Genomic DNA, 16,585 nt, shown 5'->3' with positions numbered 1-16,585 from the left:
TTCAGTTAACAAGAGAGTGACTTAGTTGAATGATGATGAAAATACTATAACTAGATATATCTAGGAGTGATGATGAAAAGTTGGAAACTTAAAGCAGCCGCAAGTGTGCTGTTTTGTTTCGGCGCAATAGGTAACGCTAGTGCTGCTGGTGATAAATACAATAGCATCCCAGAAATGGGTGCATCGGCTAAGAATGCAATCGCAAACTATGCTGGTACAGAAGAAAGAACAGGTGTTAAATCACTGCACGATTATATTGTTCAAGAAGATGAGTTATTTGATTTCTTATTTCAAAACCATCCAATGTTCAAATATCAAGAAGAAGGTAACTTAATTGGTGATTACCATATTAGTGACCGTGGTGAAGAGTATTTAGATACTGGCGGAAGCCAGGCATACAGCAAGCGTGTAGGTCGTCCAAGTGCAGTTCAGTACCGCCTTGGTGCTAAGTCTACTTTGGATTTCCCAAACAACTTCGTAGGTCCAGAGAAGTGTGCAGAATGTCACGCGACTCAATATGAGAAATGGCAACGTTCGCGTCACGCTAACGTAGTACGTTTCCCAAGTGAAATTACCGATAAAGAAGTACCAAACGGCGACTTAAACGCGCCACTGTACGGCAGCGAAGCATCAATGCTACCAGACGGTGTTCGTGCAAACGACGTTTACGCGATTATCGGTACACCACGTACTAAGTACGGTTTCCTAGATTCATGGTTAGTACGCGGTACTTACCACGTTCGTGACGGTTTGTTATCTGAAGGCACCGGTAAAATGGTTGCTGGTGGTAACCAGTTCTCACGTGGTTGGGCTGAGTGGTTAACGCCAGAAATGGCTAAGAAAATTAATAAAGCCATTCCAGAGTTCCCAGTAACACTTGAAGAATTTGGTGATACAGGTTCGCACAAATGGGGTATGACTTCATACGGTGCTAAGTACGAAAAAGAGATGCTATTCCAGCCAGGTAGCTCTTACTGTGAAATGTGCCACACGTACAAGTTTGACTTCCAAAACCAGCAAGAGTTCTTTGATGCACTTGGCGATGCTAAGAAGCTTCAAGAGCACACTATCTCTAAAGGTATTGCTTGTGAAGAGTGTCATGGCGCGGGCGGTCACTTAGATGGCGGTACTGGCGGTATGCAGTCTAACTGTGAACGTTGTCACCAGCGCTTCTTCTTTGTTGACGCACTAGCTGATACAGAGCAAGCACAAGAGAAAATGGAATACGCATTTGGCGTATACATGAAGTCTGCTTGTCCATCTTGTGGTACTGAAGGCTCGCAAATGTTTGCTTCTGCTCACTACGAGAAAGGCATGCGTTGTACAACTTGTCACGATCCACATGAAGTAACTGACGGCGATTTCCTATCTGGTTTCTCTACGCCAAAGTTGAAGAAAGACTGTGTTGACTGTCACGAAGCGCAAGCAACGATTGCTGACAACACTGACACGCACAGCAACCAAACTTGTCAAAGCTGTCACATGCCAAACATGGGTAGTTGTGAAAACTTCGCTGCGATTCAGTTCCCAGACAGCGCAGGTTTTGACGCGGTTCGTCGTACACACATGTGGAAGATTGATATCGACCCAGAGCGTAAGACACTTAACCCACCTGAAGGTCAACCACGTGATTCAAGCGTGAAAGGCTGGACAGTTGCTAAGAACGAAGACGGTCACAACTACTTAGACTTAATGTGGACTTGTGCTCGTACCGCGATTTCTGACAAAGACGTAGTGGACAACAAGGGTTGTCACAGCCCATTCCAGTCTGAGCTAGAAACGGGCCTACATTACGACGACCAGATGGAAATCTACGGCGAAGTGATGAAGATGCAAAAGCCTGTTAAAGCGGTTTATGCCGAAGTTGAACAAGCTCTTGAGCGTATCGACATGCTACTAGAAGTGACTAAGTTGTCTACTGCAGACAAGACTGAAGTCCTAATGCTAGCTGAGAAAGCACAAGAAACGATTGAGCTAATTAAGAAAGATGGCTCATGGGGTGTTCATGGCTTCCGTTACAGCCAGAAGCGTCTAGACGCAGCACTAACTTATGTTACCCAAGCTCAAAACATTCTTGACGGTGTTGGTTACAGCGCTAAATAAATGTAATTGAGTTTATACCGACCTCAACCTAGGCACGCTTAGGTTGAGGTAACAAAGAGAGAAAATATGAATAGAGTACTGGGAAGTGTCGTTTTCACCGTCTTGTTATCAATGCTATCAGCGGGCAGTTATGCCGGTGGTGGCCAAGAGATGGGCCCTGCTACATATTATGATGAGCCGCTTAATACGATCACCATGATGGAAGCGCAAACCTTAGTGGGCAAAGAGGGAGTTTACTTCTTTGATGTCAACACATTGGAATTATGGGCAGAAGGATTCATTCCAGGCGCTGTTTATTTCAACGTAAAAAATTGGAAAGACTTGCTGCCAAAAAACAAAGACGCACTCATGGTTTTCTACTGTGCAAACCGTCTTTGTAATGCCAGTGAAATTGCTGCTCGACATGTGATGAAACTGGGTTACACCCAGGTGCTTCAGATGCCAGATGGAATATATGGCTGGCGTTTAGCTAATCGAGTAACAGAAAAGCCATAACGGATTATGTAAATTTATTTTTTAGTGAGATTGATTGTATGAAAAAGCTTAAAAAAAGTGTCTTGGCCGTTGTGTCTTGTCTAACCCTATCAGTATCTGTGTCATGTTTCGCTAATAGCGATTTGACCACTGACGTTGAAAAGGAATCGTACAGCATAGGTGCATCATTTGGCCACCATATCTCTAGTCAGGTATATGGCCAATCTCAGTTAGGCGCTGAAGTGGATATGGCTCAGGTGGTTAACGGTTTACTCGACGCTTTGAAAGATGAGACAAAAATGTCTAAAGAGGAAATTGTGACTTACCTAAACCAACGTGCTGAAACGCTCAATGCGGCTAAGCAAGTCAAGTTAGATGCTCTGACTGCTAAGAACTTGGCAGCAGGTGTTGCTTTCATGGCTGAAAACGCTAAAAACAGCGACGTTAAACAGACTGAGTCTGGGTTGCAGTATGAAGTGATCACCATGGGTGACGGCGCAATGCCAGCGGGCAATGACGTGGTTACTGTGCACTACAAAGGCACCTTGATTGATGGCACTGAGTTTGACAGCACTTATGATCGCGACGAGCCTAACCGTTTCTCTTTAGTTACCGTAATTGAAGGCTGGCAAGAAGCCCTTGCTTTGATGCCTCAAGGGTCAAAATTTAAGTTAACGATTCCACCTGCACTTGCTTACGGCGACCGTGTTGTTGGCATGATCCAGCCGCATTCGACTTTGGTATTTGAAGTTGAACTTGTCAAAGTTGAAGCACCTGGTGAAGGCGCTCACGGCATGGGACTGAGTGGCATGGGTATGGGTGGCATGATGGGCGGCTCTATGGGCGCCAATCCACACAAATAAATTTGATATTAATTATTGATATAGAGCCAAAATGAACACTGTACTTATTAGTATCCTCATTATTTTATTCTGTTCGGCAGCGTTCCTTTTTTGTCACCATTTAAGGTACGACAAAAAAGTCAGCGAACTTGAATCAGATGTTGGGCACTTTTTTGGCTCTACGATTAACTTCGACTCAGTTGAGGTTAATCAAAACAATAATTATTACTTTGGAACCATTGGTTTCTTTCTTATTAGTGTTTCAGCTTTACTTTATTTAACAGTTGGCAGTTATCAGAATTTGGACTCAGCCAAGGTTGATTACAATATTGATTATTTGCTCGTTGCAGATATTAACAAAGGCCAGAAACTCGCAATAGAAAACCCCGGTGATCCACTAGTGCTATTAGGGCTAGCCCAGTCATATGTTGACGGTGGCTTATACAATGACGCGCTAGGAACCTTAGACCAACTATTGGCGATAGACGCCGAAAACACTGAAGCGTTAGGGCTTAAAGCAACGTCTATGTACTACCGCGATGACCGCGTTATCAACATGGACACTTCTTTAGTGATCGCGAGGGCGCTAACTCTACATCACGAAGAATTACATACCCGATTATTAATGGCTAATGATGCTTACCTTAACGGTAATTATCAAAAGGCGATTGATAACTGGAATATTGTTTTAACCAATAAAGTGCAAGCGTTTAATCGTGGTGCAATTCAATTCGCCATCGACAAGTCTAAGGGCAAATTAACGCAAGTTAAATCCTAGTGGTTAATAACCCCAAATAAACGTACTAGCAAAAATATTAAATATAAAAATTACGTGTCGGTGTTAAACCGATAATCGGAGGATGCTGTGAGTGAAAATCTAGAGAGACGGAGGTTCCTGAAAGGTCTAGGAGCCAGCTCTTTGATATTGGCACCGCTAGGGTGTAGCTCGGTCAAAGACAAGGAAGATACCAACAAGCCTCACTACGTTATGGTTTTCGACCAAAACAAATGTGTTGGTTGCGGTGAGTGTAAGGATGCTTGTAACAAAGCTAACCACTTACCTGAAGGTAAATCTCGCCTGTTAATGGAAGAGCAATCGAGCGCCGTTGAAGGTCAGCCTTGTCCACACTGTGGCAAAACAAATGACTGTGGTTGTCAGCGTAAGTTTGTCCGTGTTTCATGTCAGCAATGTAAGAACGCACCTTGCGTCACTGTTTGTCCTACTGGCGCGGCTCACCGCGACGAGAAGACAGGCATTGTGACTATGGATGCGTCTAAATGTGCTGGCTGTAAGTACTGTATTGGTGCTTGCCCGTATGACGCACGTTTTATCAACAAAGAAACTGACGTAGCCGATAACTGTGACTTCTGTCTAAACAGCAAACTTGCCATTGGCGAGCTACCTGCTTGTGTGCAGCAGTGCCGTTACGATGCGTTGATTTTTGGTGATGCAAACGACTCAACTTCATATGTGAGTAAGTTATTAGCAGTGAAGGACTCGGTACGCATTAAGCCGGGCTTCGGTACTGAACCTAGCTTGCGCTACATCCCTATTGTGAAGTTAGGAGTATAGTCATGGACGGTAATATTGAATTTACCATGGGCCTGTCACAAGGCATCGCGTGGCCTTGGCCAATTGCGGTTTACCTGTTCTTTGCTGGTATCTCTGGCGGCGCACTATCGGTTGCTCTGTTCATTCGTTTCTATAAAAAACAAACTGAAAACACGCCTTTCTTAAAGGCGGCATCTTTAGTTTCTTTAGTCACGATTGCACTAGGTATGCTGTGCTTGGTTTTAGACTTAACCAATCCGCTGTTCTTCTGGCGAATCTTGGTGTTCTACAACCTAAACTCAGTGATGTCAGTGGGTGTTATTGCACTATCTGCCTATATTCCGCTAGTCGCGTTAGTGACCTTGTTTGCGATGGAAGAAGAGATCAAAGCCTACAAGCCTTTGAACTTCTTACTACCAATCATCGACAAGTTACGCGGTATTCGCGCACCATCTGAAAAGCTAGTCCTGGTACTTGCTATGTCAGTGTGTGCTTACACCGGCTTCTTGATCTCTGCACTAATCCGTTTCCCAATAATCAATACTTCAGTATTGCCAGCGCTATTTGTTGCGTCAGGCCTTTCTGCGGGTGCCGCTGCTGCCAAAATGATTGCAGTATCAGTATTCAAAGAAGACTTACACAGCAAAGACATGCACACATTACATGGCTTTGAATGGCCAGTTATGGCAGCCGAAGCTCTGTTCCTATTCATGATTATCATGTCTTTGGCTACAGGTAATGAAGGTGCACAAGCTGCATTTGCTGGTTTCCATACCGGTATCTGGGCGAACGTGTTCTGGATTGGTGTTGTGGGTATCGGTTTTGTGGGTCCTCTATTGCTTAACTTCGCCACAGGTAAGGCCTTTAGCCATTCAGCTAAAGCGTTTTACATGTCAGGCATGTGTGCAGTAGTTGGCATGATGTGTCTGCGTATGTTTGTTATTTACGCAGGTCAGCTAAATGCCATCTAGTCGAATGAATTCGATAGCCGTATAAGTTTCCCCGACTTAACCTGTGTCTCGATTTTATAGACGAAAGTGAGTAGCGAGTTTGCGGTCACTGACTCTTCAGTGCGCTTGAGCTGAGCCTTTAGTGCTTAGCTTAGCGCGGGAGTGAGTGACCCCTAACTCAATACAAATAATGTTAGTCGTAGTGGTTGTGGTAAAGAAGCCGCAAGTCTTTGAGCGCTTTCCCTATGGGTGCTTAGTGATCTATTCGCTTCATTATTACAGCCATAAATTAGACTAGCTGTGAGTAAGCTAGCCCTTTGATGTCGCCCCTGCAAGGCAATTGAAGGGGTAGCCTGAAAGCACAGTGATTTGGAAATTTCATGAAAAAGTTAATCTGTTTACTATTTCTTTTACCTCTACTCAGTGCGTGCAGCGAAAGTAGCGCGGATGCAACCCAATATACTGCAGAGGCGATCCATGAACATGACCGCTGCCACCTGTGCGGCATGATGATCACCAAATACCCAGGACCCAAAGGCCAAGTCCACCTTAAAGGCCAAACAATCGTGCCTAAGTTCTGCTCGACTCGCGACATGTTTAACTTTGCCTTACAGAGCGAAAATAAACGTCAAATTGAAGCGCTATTTGTCCATGATGCTGGCAATACCGACTGGGAAAAACCACAAGATAGCAGCTTTACCGACGCGAAAACGGCCTGGTATGTATACGGTACGATAAAAAAAGCCGTGATGGGTCCAGCTGTAGCCAGCTTTAAGCACCAGGCAGATGCGGTCAACTTTGCCAAAGAGTTTGGTGGGGCTGTATTGCCTTACGACAAGATTGATATCCAGTTATTAGCGGGCGAGTAAATCATCCGCTTTACTTAAAGTCACAGGTAAGTGCTTACTTACTTTTTGAAGTTAATTATGAAAGCAGTCACCCAAAAGCGAATGTTAAAGCGATTACATCGCTGTGCTAAATGCCTCCTGATAAACGTATGGTTTGCAGCACTTGCTAGCCCTGCCAGTGTTGCTGCCACGTATTCGGTCGCCAATGCTGAAATGCTAACTCAGCGACTAAAAAGCGTGGCTGCGGGTGACACCGTTTTACTTAAAGCGGGCACTTACCTAGGCCAGTTTGAGATCCATCAGCCTATTCATCTTACGGGTGAGCTGGGCGCGATTATTGATGCAGAGCACCGTGGCACGGCTCTGGGGATCTTTAGCTCAAATGTACACATCTCTAATGTGCAGATCCAAAATTGGGGCGCCGATCTGTATGAACGTGACTCTGGTATTTTTGTGCAAGATAACGCTAATCATGTACGAATCGAATCAAGCCGTCTCAATGGCGATGGCTTTGGCATTTACTCAGAAAACTCAAATCATATTACGGTGGCAAATAATATGATTTCAGGCAACCCAGAGTTGTACAAACTCGACCGAGGTGACGGTGTTTACCTAAAAGGGGTTGACTCACCAGTGGTACATGACAACAAAATTTCCTATGTGAGAGACGGAGTTTACCTCGAAACCAGTACCAATAGCCTAGTGTTCGATAACCGTTTTCACTCGCAGCAATACGGTATTCACTACATGTATACCCAACATGATGAGGCCTATGGCAACGAGGTTAATAACGTTGACGGTGGTTACGCCATCATGAGTTCAAAGTTTGTTAATCTGCATCAAAACCAGGTCTCCAATGCGATTGATTTTGGTGTGCTGCTCAATATCAGCAATTACTGCATTGTGACTAATAACCGCGCGTCGTTAGCTCACAACCCACAAGGAACGCCTGAGCTAGGTAACGAAGGTAAAGGGATCTTTATTTACGGTGCTCGCGACAACGAAGTGACCCATAACCTGTTTGCAAACAACGATATCGGCATCTATATGGCCATGGGCGGCGAAGGCAATAAAGTCTATGGCAACCAGTTTGTGAATAATAATATACAAGTTAAATATGTCGGCGACTCGCTGTTAGAGTGGAGCCATGAAGGGCAGGGTAACTATTGGAGTGGCCATATGGGCTGGGATACTAACCATGATGGCATTGCCGATAAACCGTACCGCCCTAACGACAATCTCGACAAACTGTTTTGGCTCTATCCTGAAGCGCGATTCTTAATGAATAGCCCTGTTGTTGCAGTGCTTCGCTGGGTACAAGGTCAATTTGAGTTTGGCCCAGCAACAGGCATCGTAGACAGCTTTCCATTATTAACGCCTCACATGGAGCAATAATCATGGGTCATTGCAGCGCAGTTAATTTGCCAATTGAACAAGATAAGACAGAGAGCATAATGCTTCCCCCTTCGATAAAACTAACCGATGTTAGCCTAAAATATCATGAGTTCACCGCATTAAGTCATGTCAGCTTTGACGTTAAGGCCGGGCAAACTATGGCGCTGTTAGGCCATAACGGTGCGGGTAAATCGAGTCTGATAAAAATCATTCTTGGTTTGATTCCCCCTACCAGTGGCGCGGTTAGTATCATGGGCCAAGCAGCTCAGTCAAACCATCGAAAGCATAACGTTAACTTAGGTTACCTGCCTGAGGATGTTAGCTTCTATGACAAACTCAGCGGCCGTGAAGTCCTATGTTACTTTGCGGCACTAAAGGGCATTGGCATGGCTCGCGTCGAGTCGTTGATTGAAGAATTTGGCCTTGAATATGCCCAGCACCGCCAGCTAAAAACTTACTCAAAAGGTATGAAACAGCGCCTAGGTGTGGCGCAGGCCATTTTATCAGAGCCTAAAATATTATTACTTGATGAGCCAACGGTGGGGTTAGACCCGCAAGCGTCGCAGTTCCTATACGGCAAAATAAATCAGTTAAAGCAAACGGGTTGCGCGGTGGTGATTTCGACCCACGAACTGTCGTTAGTGGAATCTCATCTTGATACCGCATTGATCATGGCCAAGGGCAAGTGTCAAGCGATAGGGACATGTGCCCAGCTGAGTATGAATAGCGGCTTAAAAAGCAGTATCAACTTCAGTGAGCTGAATGACAGAGTGAAGAGCAATGCTTATCTGCAGCAATATTATCAAGACGGTTTACTGCGTTTTAACGCTGAGCACAAAGCCGACATCATTAAGCACTTAGTCTCGCAATGCCAAATATTTAATTTTGAAATTAAAGAGCCACGGCTTGAAGACATTTATCACGATTTAATGGGGCAGTCTTTACGCTCCGCAGCAGAGCAGTCATAACATGTATATCAATAAACTTACCTCGCCGATCCTCATTATCGCCTATAAAGAGATCTGCGACAGTTCGCGCAATCGTTGGCTTGCTTTTATGGGCAGCATGTTTTTAGTCTTGTCTTTAAGTGTCAGCTTTGCTGGTAGTGCGGTGACGGGAAGTTTGTATCTTCCAGAGCTCAATAGTTTGATGACCAGCTTATCGACCATTTCGGTCTTTATTATTCCATTGGCAGCGATATTGCTCAGCTATGACAGCTTTGTTGGTGAGGACGAGTCCGGTACCTTATTGTTGCTACTTTCCTACCCACTCACGCGGATGCAAATTCTATTTGGTAAGTTGCTCGGCCATGTGACGGTGATGTTTGTTGCCACTGGCGCTGCTTTTGGTTTAACGGCGGTACTATTAATGCTGTTAGGCGACCATTACCACAAGGGGGAGCTAATCAGCGCCTTTGTGCAGTTCTTAATAAGTAGCAACCTGTTAGCACTGACCTTTATTTTAATCAGCTATATTGTCAGCCTTAAAAGCACCGAAAAAGCCAAGGCGATTGGCGGTTTACTGCTTATCTGGTTTTTGTTTGTACTTATCTACGACCTGTTGCTATTAACCATATTGGTATCGGATTTCTCTTTCGCCAATCAGTATGTCATCAACGCCTTGATCGCCATGAGTCCCACTGACCTTTATCGCGCAATTAACTTAGTCGCGATTGATGGAAGCAGTGCCAGCGGCAGTTTAGCCATGATAGCGACTACAGATTGGGGCCTGCCGGGAATGTATGGATTAATGCTGCTGTGGATTTTATCGTTGACGGGTATTTCGCATCAAATATTTAAGCGTAAGCCGCTTTAATGGGATTAAAGCCTCTGAATAACTAGCCCATCAATTTCATGCCTTGAACTCTGTCACTTCTCGACTTGCTGAATCGAGCATCTTGAAGTTACTTGGGTATATATCTAAAGAGGTAAGTTAGCTAAGCGCTAAATTTGTGAGCGTTAGCGACTATTAGCTTACTTACCTCGACTAATTTGAGCCAATAATCACATTCCGCTTAAGTAGTTAACTGTAAACTTCGCGAGTCGAAATATTTATATCTATCAATTACTCCTGATAAGTAGTAGAGGTACATTGTGTTGAAAATTACTCCTTATTTGGAGTTAGATACAGAAGCGAACCAGTTAGTTGATCATGTGAGCGGTAAGACGGTCGGTTTAACTTTCTCAGAATCTGCTGTACTACACCGCCTGTTATTGTCTTCAAATCCCGTTTGCTCAAAAGAAGAGCTTCTTAGCGCTGGCTGGCCCGATCGCGTAGTGGCCGTGACTTCTTTAACTCAATGCATTAGTACTTTGCGTAAAAAGCTTGATGGTTATCGTGAAGTTCAGTTAAAAACCATTGCTCGGCGCGGATATCAGCTGCATATCTCGACCCAATCCCATGTGAAGATGCTAGCAGTCAATGATGCTGAATCGATGCGCGCCGCATTTTTCGATGTGTCTTTACTGGTTAAAATTTCAGGCATCGTAATCGCGTTGCTGTTAATTATTCTTGCCTGGTACTTCAGTGATTATCACAAGGTAAAGCAGAACCTGTCACGCTGGAGTAGCGATGAGCAATTTGAGTTGCAGGTGGGCGGCTTAAAGGGCAGTGCTCAGCTGTTATATAAAGATAATGCGCCGCATCTGCATCCATTTATGTGGGAAAAGCACTTACTGCCAGACACCAGTTTTTTAACTTGTCATGATGATTTTAATGCTTTCGCAGCCACCGATGGTGCCAACTATTCGATGGCACTTTGTCCGGGTAATGATAAAGAACAATGCGCGGGTAAGGGCCTAATTAACATCACGTCGGTCGACTCCGAACCTGCAGAATTAAACCTGCAAAAATTTGTAGATCTGTCGAGCGCCATGGAGCAACGTATTCGCTATAACCGGGTTATGTTGCCTGAGAGCACTGATACTAGCGGCGCTTTTTTAGAGCATAACTACCAAGCGGATGTATATTTTCCGGTTAAAGATGAGCTGCTAATCCGCGCCGATATTAATATGTCACTGATCTATGATTCAGCTGATACTGGTGAGTTTTACTCTTCGACCTGTATTACCGACCAAGATTGCTTAACCACACCAATCAAGTACAAGGTGCGAGGCAAGTTTAAGCAATATTCAGGCATGATTGGCGGCCTTAAGGCTGATATATTCCAGGTTAAGGTCGAGCAGAAAGACTTGATTAAGCCAGATAAACTTAATGACTCGGCGGTGCGTTTTTATCGCGATTTGAGAAAGCGCGATATTAAGGATGAAGAGTTGTATTTCATTCGAATTCATCAGGATCACAAAACGGCGGTTTGGATTATCCCGCTGTTTGGGCAGGTGACGGCTTGGTACCATTATGAGAGGTTCGATATTTAGGCTCATATCGAGCTGAGCTTGATAAAGGTCGTGGCTTCGCCACCTATCAGGCTGCGCCTGACCTTTAAGTTAGACTGCGTCTAACCGTTAGCATTATGGGGCTGCGTCCCACTTGAGATAATCAAGCTGCGCTTGATAAAGGTCGTGAGCTTCCAGCTCACACTCGGGCAAAAGGGGGACAACAGCTTCCCCCTCTTGCATCACCCGAGCCGCCCCAGACGAAGTTGTCTTCCTCGTGCTTATTCAAAATAGTCTAACGCTTCCGATGGGGCATCCTGCCCCGCGAAAGCTATGCCCACATCCATGTGGGCATCACGACTATTTCTTCACTGCACTTCGGCAACTTCGATGGGAAAATGGTGTTTTCTGTGAGGTTTATGGTATAGGAAGTCTTATTACCTACACCTCATGTGCCCTTTGACGTAGGAGCCGTTTTTTCGTGTATAACCATTAACCCAGTGGCAGTTGTTTCTAGATTTTATATTATAAGAATTAAGTCCGAATTCGCATGGGATTCCATCTCCATCTTTATCTAAATAAGAATGGCCATGTGAAAGAAGTTTAAATGCAAAACTTCTTGTTAAATCGGAACATCGATATTGAATTGCTATGCCCTTATCCGTTACCGAGGGAATAATGCGTTGTGCAGCATCTATAACACGATTGTCAGATTTGTAAGTTAGAAAGGAGTTCGCATCTCTGCCGTTTATATCTATGACTTTGCATTCTGTGCCTCCTTGTTCGTTACATGCTTTAATGGCTAAATCTATAGCTACATGGGTTGATAGTTGCCCCCATGCAGCGCCAAGCACCCCATTAGTACTAACTGCAAAAGCTTTATTTAGAACTGCAATATCGTAGTCTTTTATATTTGTTGTTGGAGTTACACATCCTGAAAGCAATGAAGTAAGTAAAGTCGATAGGAATATCTTTAGTTTCATTTTTAAAAATTCTTAAATGTTATTCGTTCAGAGTGCATTTCTGAACGATTGTTTAAGCTTTTGATAAAACGCTTTTATCAGAAGTGTATATTGCTTTTTAGGTCTTAATTAGTGGTAAATTGCCTTTAATTAACAATTGCAAAACCTGTCACAATTTTATGTAAGCCCAACCATAGCGTCTCATCTTTAAAGCCCCCAACCATAGAGATCCATCGCTAATGGTATGTTTGTAGACATCTTACTAAGCTTTAGTTATTGCTGTCGTCTAGTACGTTGGACTTTCTTATGTGGTGATGACAAAAAAGCCCAGGCATTGACAGCCATCGTTAATCGCATGTCTGTAGGCCTCTCTTGTTCAAAGTAGAAGTGCACCACTCATTTCAATATAGGTTGGGAAGTTCGACTTATAGTGGGAACTAACGCTGTTGCTAAATAACTTCTAAAAAAATTAATTTTTTTACGTATTTTTGAATTAAATACGTGTCTTCTCTATTTTTTTTATCAATTTATAATCTTTTTACTAAAACGCTATCTATACGTTTATGGATAGATAGCTATAGAGATTTAAGATGAAAAAACAGCTCGCACTGACATTATTAATCACTACTTCTCTTGCAAATGCCCAACAAGTGACAGCAACCTCTGGCTTTGTTCAGTTACAAGGTCCATATATTACGTCGATTTAGCCGGCATAAACGAGCGTTGTTAATATGTATGTTTCTGATAAGTGGGCGGGCTGTGATCGACCTTACCGGAAAGGATCGATTTTTAAGTTATACCCAAAATACTAATAAAATGAGTTTCGAAATAAAATCAGCAGGTAAAATGGTAACAATTAAAAGTGATGTTGATAATGGATTCACTCAAGCCATTGCTATTGAAACGCTATGTGGTCGCTCTGTGTTAGTTAATATGATTTTTCTTTCATGAAAATGACTGAAGACACCATCAACCTAAGTTACATATTACTTCGTCAAACTGTTAACTATTAGTTTAATGCTAGTGTGAAAATCATCAATGATTTATAAAGTGGAGTTTACATATATGGAAAGTCAACAACGAATCAATTATAACAGAGGCGATGCTTTTAATTACTTTAAAGTGATGAATAAACTTGGAGCTGCTTTTTTTATTCTGTTCTTAGTCGGTGCCTTTTTACCATTAGTTAATTTAGGTGGTTGGTCTAGTGAGAATATTAACCTTTATACTCTTGCTGAACCACTGATTTTAATCATACTTGCAGTAAGTGGTTCTTTGATTTATTTAACCGGTATAAGTCGTTTAGTAGGTAGGGTGATCTCCTTTTTATTTATTGCACTTGTTTTTGTTTGGTTATTCTCACAATTATACGATATTTATGATCTGGCAAAAACTGCTACAGAGATTCGTGGTCGTGATTTCGAGTGGAAATACTTCGCACGCTCATTTGAAGAAATGATTGAGGCATTACCGATTAGGGGGAGAGATCTAGTTTCTCCTGCGAGTATTTGTCTATCTCTTGCTTTTATTGGTATTTTTGCATGCATATTCTCGCCTCGTTATAAAGAAAATAAGCAATTTAAAGCGGCAATTCTAGGTCAGGTAATTGATGGGGATGAAACCCGTTCAACAGTAGAACAGACGGATAAAACATCTTCACTAATAGTCAATATTAAAAGTACTTTGAGTTTAGTGATTTCAAAAATAATAGCATTGATTAAATTTGTATATCAGATAGTTAACCCATTGGTTAATACCTTTCTAGATAAAGGAACTGATATTATTTGCAAGCAACAGCCAAACTTTAAACGTGAGCAGGTAAAAATAGTGTTGTTTGGAGTCGTGTTAGTGCTAACCCTTTTCATCATTTTTTGATTTTAAGATTAATAAATCAACGAGCTATATAGGCGTTCTCGGTTGGCTAAGGCGCAAGCCTACCCCTAGACCGTCATGGTAGATGGCATGTTTTATACCTCTTACTAAGCTTTGGTTATTGCTGAAGTAAGAGGTGGTTATGCTTTTCCTTGTAAGCCAAGAGTAGAAGTACATTAATTAGCTTAGAACCCTCTATTTAACAAGCAGTCCTTACTAGCTTTGCTGTCGTCTAGTGCGGCGGGCTTTCTTGTGTGGTGATGATAAACAAGCCCCATCATAGACATATATGGACGCTCCCGGTTAGTCAAGGCAGTACTTCGCTAACCGAGGCTTTTTTGCCTTAGTTTCTATTTATCCTTGGCTCCAGTTAGGACCCATCATAGACACCCATCGTTAATGGCATGTTTTGTTGCCTCTTACTAAGCTTTAGTTATTGCTAGCCCAACCATAGACACCCATCGTTAATGGCATGTTTGTAGACCTCTTACTAAGCTTTAGTTATTGCTGAAGTAGGAGGTGATTATGCCCCGCGCCAGAAGTACGTTAATTAGCCAAGAGCCTCATCATAGACACTCATCGTTAATGGCATGTTTGTAGACCTCTTACTAAGCTTTAGTTATTGCTGAAGTAGGAGGTGATTATGCCCCGCGCTAGAAGTACGCTAATTAGTCTTGAAGACACGCCTTATTATCATTGCTGCAGTCGGGTGGTTCGACGGGCTTTCTTATGTGGTGATGATAAGTACACAGGCAAAAACTATGATCATCGGCGTGGTTGGGTAGAGGAACAAATATTCAAGTTAACAGAAGTATTTGCAATTGATGTAGCAGCCTATGCTGTGATGAGTAACCATCTGCATGTAGTGCTTTATATCGACTTAGAATCCGCTAATCGTTGGTCAGATAGAGAAGTAGTTGAACAGTGGCACAAACTGTTTAATGGTACTGATTTAACTCAGAAGTTTGCTAAAGGTGATGTGATAGAAGAATGTATGGTTGCTACACTCAAGCACCTGATAGCGACATACCGCTCACGCCTCTGTGATATCAGCTGGTTTATGAGGTGCCTTAATGAACCAATTGCAAGGCAAGCTAATTATGAAGACAACTGTACAGGTCATTTCTGGGAGGGGCGATTCAAGAGCCAAGCATTACTGGATGAAGCTGCAAGACCCATCATAGACACCCATCGTTAATGGCATGTTTGTAGACCTCTTACTAAGCTTTAGTTATTGCTGAAGTAGGAGGTGATTATGCCCCGCGCTAGAAGTACGCTAATTAGTCTTGAAGACACGCCTTATTATCATTGCTGCAGTCGGGTGGTTCGACGGGCTTTCTTATGTGGTGATGATAAGTACACAGGCAAAAACTATGATCATCGGCGTGGTTGGGTAGAGGAACAAATACTCAAGTTAACAGAAGTATTTGCAATTGATGTAGCAGCCTATGCTGTGATGAGTAACCATCTGCATGTAGTGCTTTATATCGACTTAGAATCCGTTAATCGTTGGTCAGATAGAGAAGTAGTTGAACAGTGGCACAAACTGTTTAATGGTACTGATTTAACTCAGAAGTTTGCTAAAGGTGATGTGATAGAAGAATGTATGGTTGCTACACTCAAGCACCTGATAGCGACATACCGCTCACGTCTCTGTGATATCAGCTGGTTTATGAGGTGCCTTAATGAACCAATTGCAAGGCAAGCTAATTATGAAGACAACTGTACAGGTCATTTCTGGGAGGGGCGATTCAAGAGCCAAGCATTACTGGATGAAGCTGCAGTGCTCGCCTGTATGGCTTATGTAGAGCTTAATCCTATTAGAGCTAAGATGGTCAAAACACCTGAAAAGTCGGACTACACCAGCTTACAATTAAGAGTTAATGCGGCTCTAAAAGGTAAGCAGTCTGCTAAGTTACTGCCGTTTATCGGTAACGAGAGACAACACCAAACCAAAGGTATCAACTTCTCTCTTCAAGATTATCTAACACTTGTAGATGAAACAGGCCGAATCATTCGTGATGACAAGCGAGGAGCCATTTCTCATAGTGCAGAAAAGATATTGAATAGACTCAATATTCCAAGCGATAACTGGATAAAAGTCACCACCGAGTTTGGCAAGCTGTTTCATGGCCCTGTTGGCTCGTTGCAGGAGCTAACTCATTATTGCGAACATTTAGATAAGCGACGACGGCACTTCGCTAATAGCTGTCACCATCTACAAGTCGGCTAAGAACTTCTAAACAAATTAC

General features: G+C 43.0%; 14 protein-coding genes and 1 pseudogene. 14 read left to right on the top strand and 1 reads right to left on the bottom strand.

Annotated features, from left to right (window positions below):
• Positions 1-72: 72 nt before the first annotated feature.
• From ACVBIK_RS08680 to ACVBIK_RS08630, 11 genes are all read left to right on the top strand, one after another.
• Positions 73-2,103: a multiheme c-type cytochrome gene (locus ACVBIK_RS08680; RefSeq protein WP_447163878.1), complete on the top strand. Its 2,031-nt coding sequence runs from the start codon at positions 73-75 to the stop codon at positions 2,101-2,103.
• A 66-nt stretch (positions 2,104-2,169) separates the two neighbouring features.
• Entirely contained in the window at positions 2,170-2,598 is a 429-nt protein-coding gene (locus ACVBIK_RS08675) for a rhodanese-like domain-containing protein (protein WP_447160845.1), read from the top strand.
• A gap of 38 nt (positions 2,599-2,636) precedes the next feature.
• Positions 2,637-3,440, top strand: coding sequence for an FKBP-type peptidyl-prolyl cis-trans isomerase (locus ACVBIK_RS08670; protein WP_447160846.1), 804 nt, complete (start codon positions 2,637-2,639; stop codon positions 3,438-3,440).
• Between the two features lie 31 nt (positions 3,441-3,471).
• Positions 3,472-4,197: a tetratricopeptide repeat protein gene (locus ACVBIK_RS08665; protein ID WP_447169493.1), complete on the top strand. Its 726-nt coding sequence runs from the start codon at positions 3,472-3,474 to the stop codon at positions 4,195-4,197.
• An 87-nt stretch (positions 4,198-4,284) separates the two neighbouring features.
• The gene (locus ACVBIK_RS08660; protein WP_447169492.1) at positions 4,285-4,992 is read left to right on the top strand and encodes a 4Fe-4S dicluster domain-containing protein; all 708 of its coding nucleotides are present in this window, start codon (positions 4,285-4,287) and stop codon (positions 4,990-4,992) included.
• 2 nt (positions 4,993-4,994) lie between these two features.
• Positions 4,995-5,942: an NrfD/PsrC family molybdoenzyme membrane anchor subunit gene (gene nrfD, locus ACVBIK_RS08655; protein WP_447160849.1), complete on the top strand. Its 948-nt coding sequence runs from the start codon at positions 4,995-4,997 to the stop codon at positions 5,940-5,942.
• A gap of 359 nt (positions 5,943-6,301) precedes the next feature.
• Positions 6,302-6,790 (top strand): nitrous oxide reductase accessory protein NosL, encoded by a 489-nt coding sequence (locus ACVBIK_RS08650; RefSeq protein WP_447160850.1) that lies wholly within the window; start codon positions 6,302-6,304, stop codon positions 6,788-6,790.
• Between the two features lie 57 nt (positions 6,791-6,847).
• Entirely contained in the window at positions 6,848-8,164 is a 1,317-nt protein-coding gene (nosD, locus tag ACVBIK_RS08645) for a nitrous oxide reductase family maturation protein NosD (RefSeq protein ID WP_447169491.1), read from the top strand.
• A gap of 59 nt (positions 8,165-8,223) precedes the next feature.
• Complete coding sequence (locus ACVBIK_RS08640) at positions 8,224-9,132, top strand: ABC transporter ATP-binding protein (RefSeq protein ID WP_447160884.1); 909 nt, start codon at positions 8,224-8,226, stop codon at positions 9,130-9,132.
• Between the two features lies 1 nt (position 9,133).
• Positions 9,134-9,979 carry an ABC transporter permease gene (locus tag ACVBIK_RS08635; RefSeq protein ID WP_447169490.1) on the top strand — a complete coding sequence of 282 codons (846 nt, stop codon included), beginning with the start codon at positions 9,134-9,136 and terminating at the stop codon, positions 9,977-9,979.
• Positions 9,980-10,257: 278 nt separating this feature from the next.
• Positions 10,258-11,541 (top strand): winged helix-turn-helix domain-containing protein, encoded by a 1,284-nt coding sequence (locus ACVBIK_RS08630; protein WP_447169489.1) that lies wholly within the window; start codon positions 10,258-10,260, stop codon positions 11,539-11,541.
• Positions 11,542-11,936: 395 nt separating this feature from the next.
• Here the strand turns inward: ACVBIK_RS08630 and ACVBIK_RS08625 are convergent, their stop codons facing one another.
• Entirely contained in the window at positions 11,937-12,482 is a 546-nt protein-coding gene (locus ACVBIK_RS08625) for a DUF4189 domain-containing protein (RefSeq protein ID WP_447169488.1), read from the bottom strand.
• Between the two features lie 1,044 nt (positions 12,483-13,526).
• Between ACVBIK_RS08625 and ACVBIK_RS08620 the strand changes: the two genes are divergently transcribed.
• The 3 genes and pseudogenes from ACVBIK_RS08620 (at position 13,527) to ACVBIK_RS08610 (ending at position 16,566) form a co-directional block, all read left to right on the top strand.
• Positions 13,527-14,336: a hypothetical protein gene (locus ACVBIK_RS08620; protein WP_447169487.1), complete on the top strand. Its 810-nt coding sequence runs from the start codon at positions 13,527-13,529 to the stop codon at positions 14,334-14,336.
• Positions 14,337-14,976: 640 nt separating this feature from the next.
• Positions 14,977-15,504: pseudogene (locus ACVBIK_RS08615) on the top strand (transposase); the annotation flags it as partial.
• A gap of 84 nt (positions 15,505-15,588) precedes the next feature.
• Positions 15,589-16,566 carry a transposase gene (locus ACVBIK_RS08610; RefSeq protein ID WP_447163884.1) on the top strand — a complete coding sequence of 326 codons (978 nt, stop codon included), beginning with the start codon at positions 15,589-15,591 and terminating at the stop codon, positions 16,564-16,566.
• The last annotated feature ends 19 nt before the right edge of the window (positions 16,567-16,585 follow it).

Source organism: Shewanella sp. 125m-1, assembly GCF_052977065.1.
The sequence above is the reverse complement of the archived record's forward strand: the minus strand, read 5'-3'. Positions and strand labels throughout refer to the sequence as shown.

Coding starts and splice junctions, on each gene's coding strand:
- ACVBIK_RS08680 (WP_447163878.1), top strand. CDS start 73: ATGAAAAGTTGGAAACTTAAAGCAGCCGCAAGTGTGCTGTTTTGTTTC.
- ACVBIK_RS08675 (WP_447160845.1), top strand. CDS start 2,170: ATGAATAGAGTACTGGGAAGTGTCGTTTTCACCGTCTTGTTATCAATG.
- ACVBIK_RS08670 (WP_447160846.1), top strand. CDS start 2,637: ATGAAAAAGCTTAAAAAAAGTGTCTTGGCCGTTGTGTCTTGTCTAACC.
- ACVBIK_RS08665 (WP_447169493.1), top strand. CDS start 3,472: ATGAACACTGTACTTATTAGTATCCTCATTATTTTATTCTGTTCGGCA.
- nrfD (WP_447160849.1), top strand. CDS start 4,995: ATGGACGGTAATATTGAATTTACCATGGGCCTGTCACAAGGCATCGCG.
- ACVBIK_RS08650 (WP_447160850.1), top strand. CDS start 6,302: ATGAAAAAGTTAATCTGTTTACTATTTCTTTTACCTCTACTCAGTGCG.
- nosD (WP_447169491.1), top strand. CDS start 6,848: ATGAAAGCAGTCACCCAAAAGCGAATGTTAAAGCGATTACATCGCTGT.
- ACVBIK_RS08640 (WP_447160884.1), top strand. CDS start 8,224: ATGCTTCCCCCTTCGATAAAACTAACCGATGTTAGCCTAAAATATCAT.
- ACVBIK_RS08635 (WP_447169490.1), top strand. CDS start 9,134: ATGTATATCAATAAACTTACCTCGCCGATCCTCATTATCGCCTATAAA.
- ACVBIK_RS08625 (WP_447169488.1), bottom strand. CDS start 12,482: ATGAAACTAAAGATATTCCTATCGACTTTACTTACTTCATTGCTTTCA.
- ACVBIK_RS08620 (WP_447169487.1), top strand. CDS start 13,527: ATGGAAAGTCAACAACGAATCAATTATAACAGAGGCGATGCTTTTAAT.
- ACVBIK_RS08610 (WP_447163884.1), top strand. CDS start 15,589: ATGCCCCGCGCTAGAAGTACGCTAATTAGTCTTGAAGACACGCCTTAT.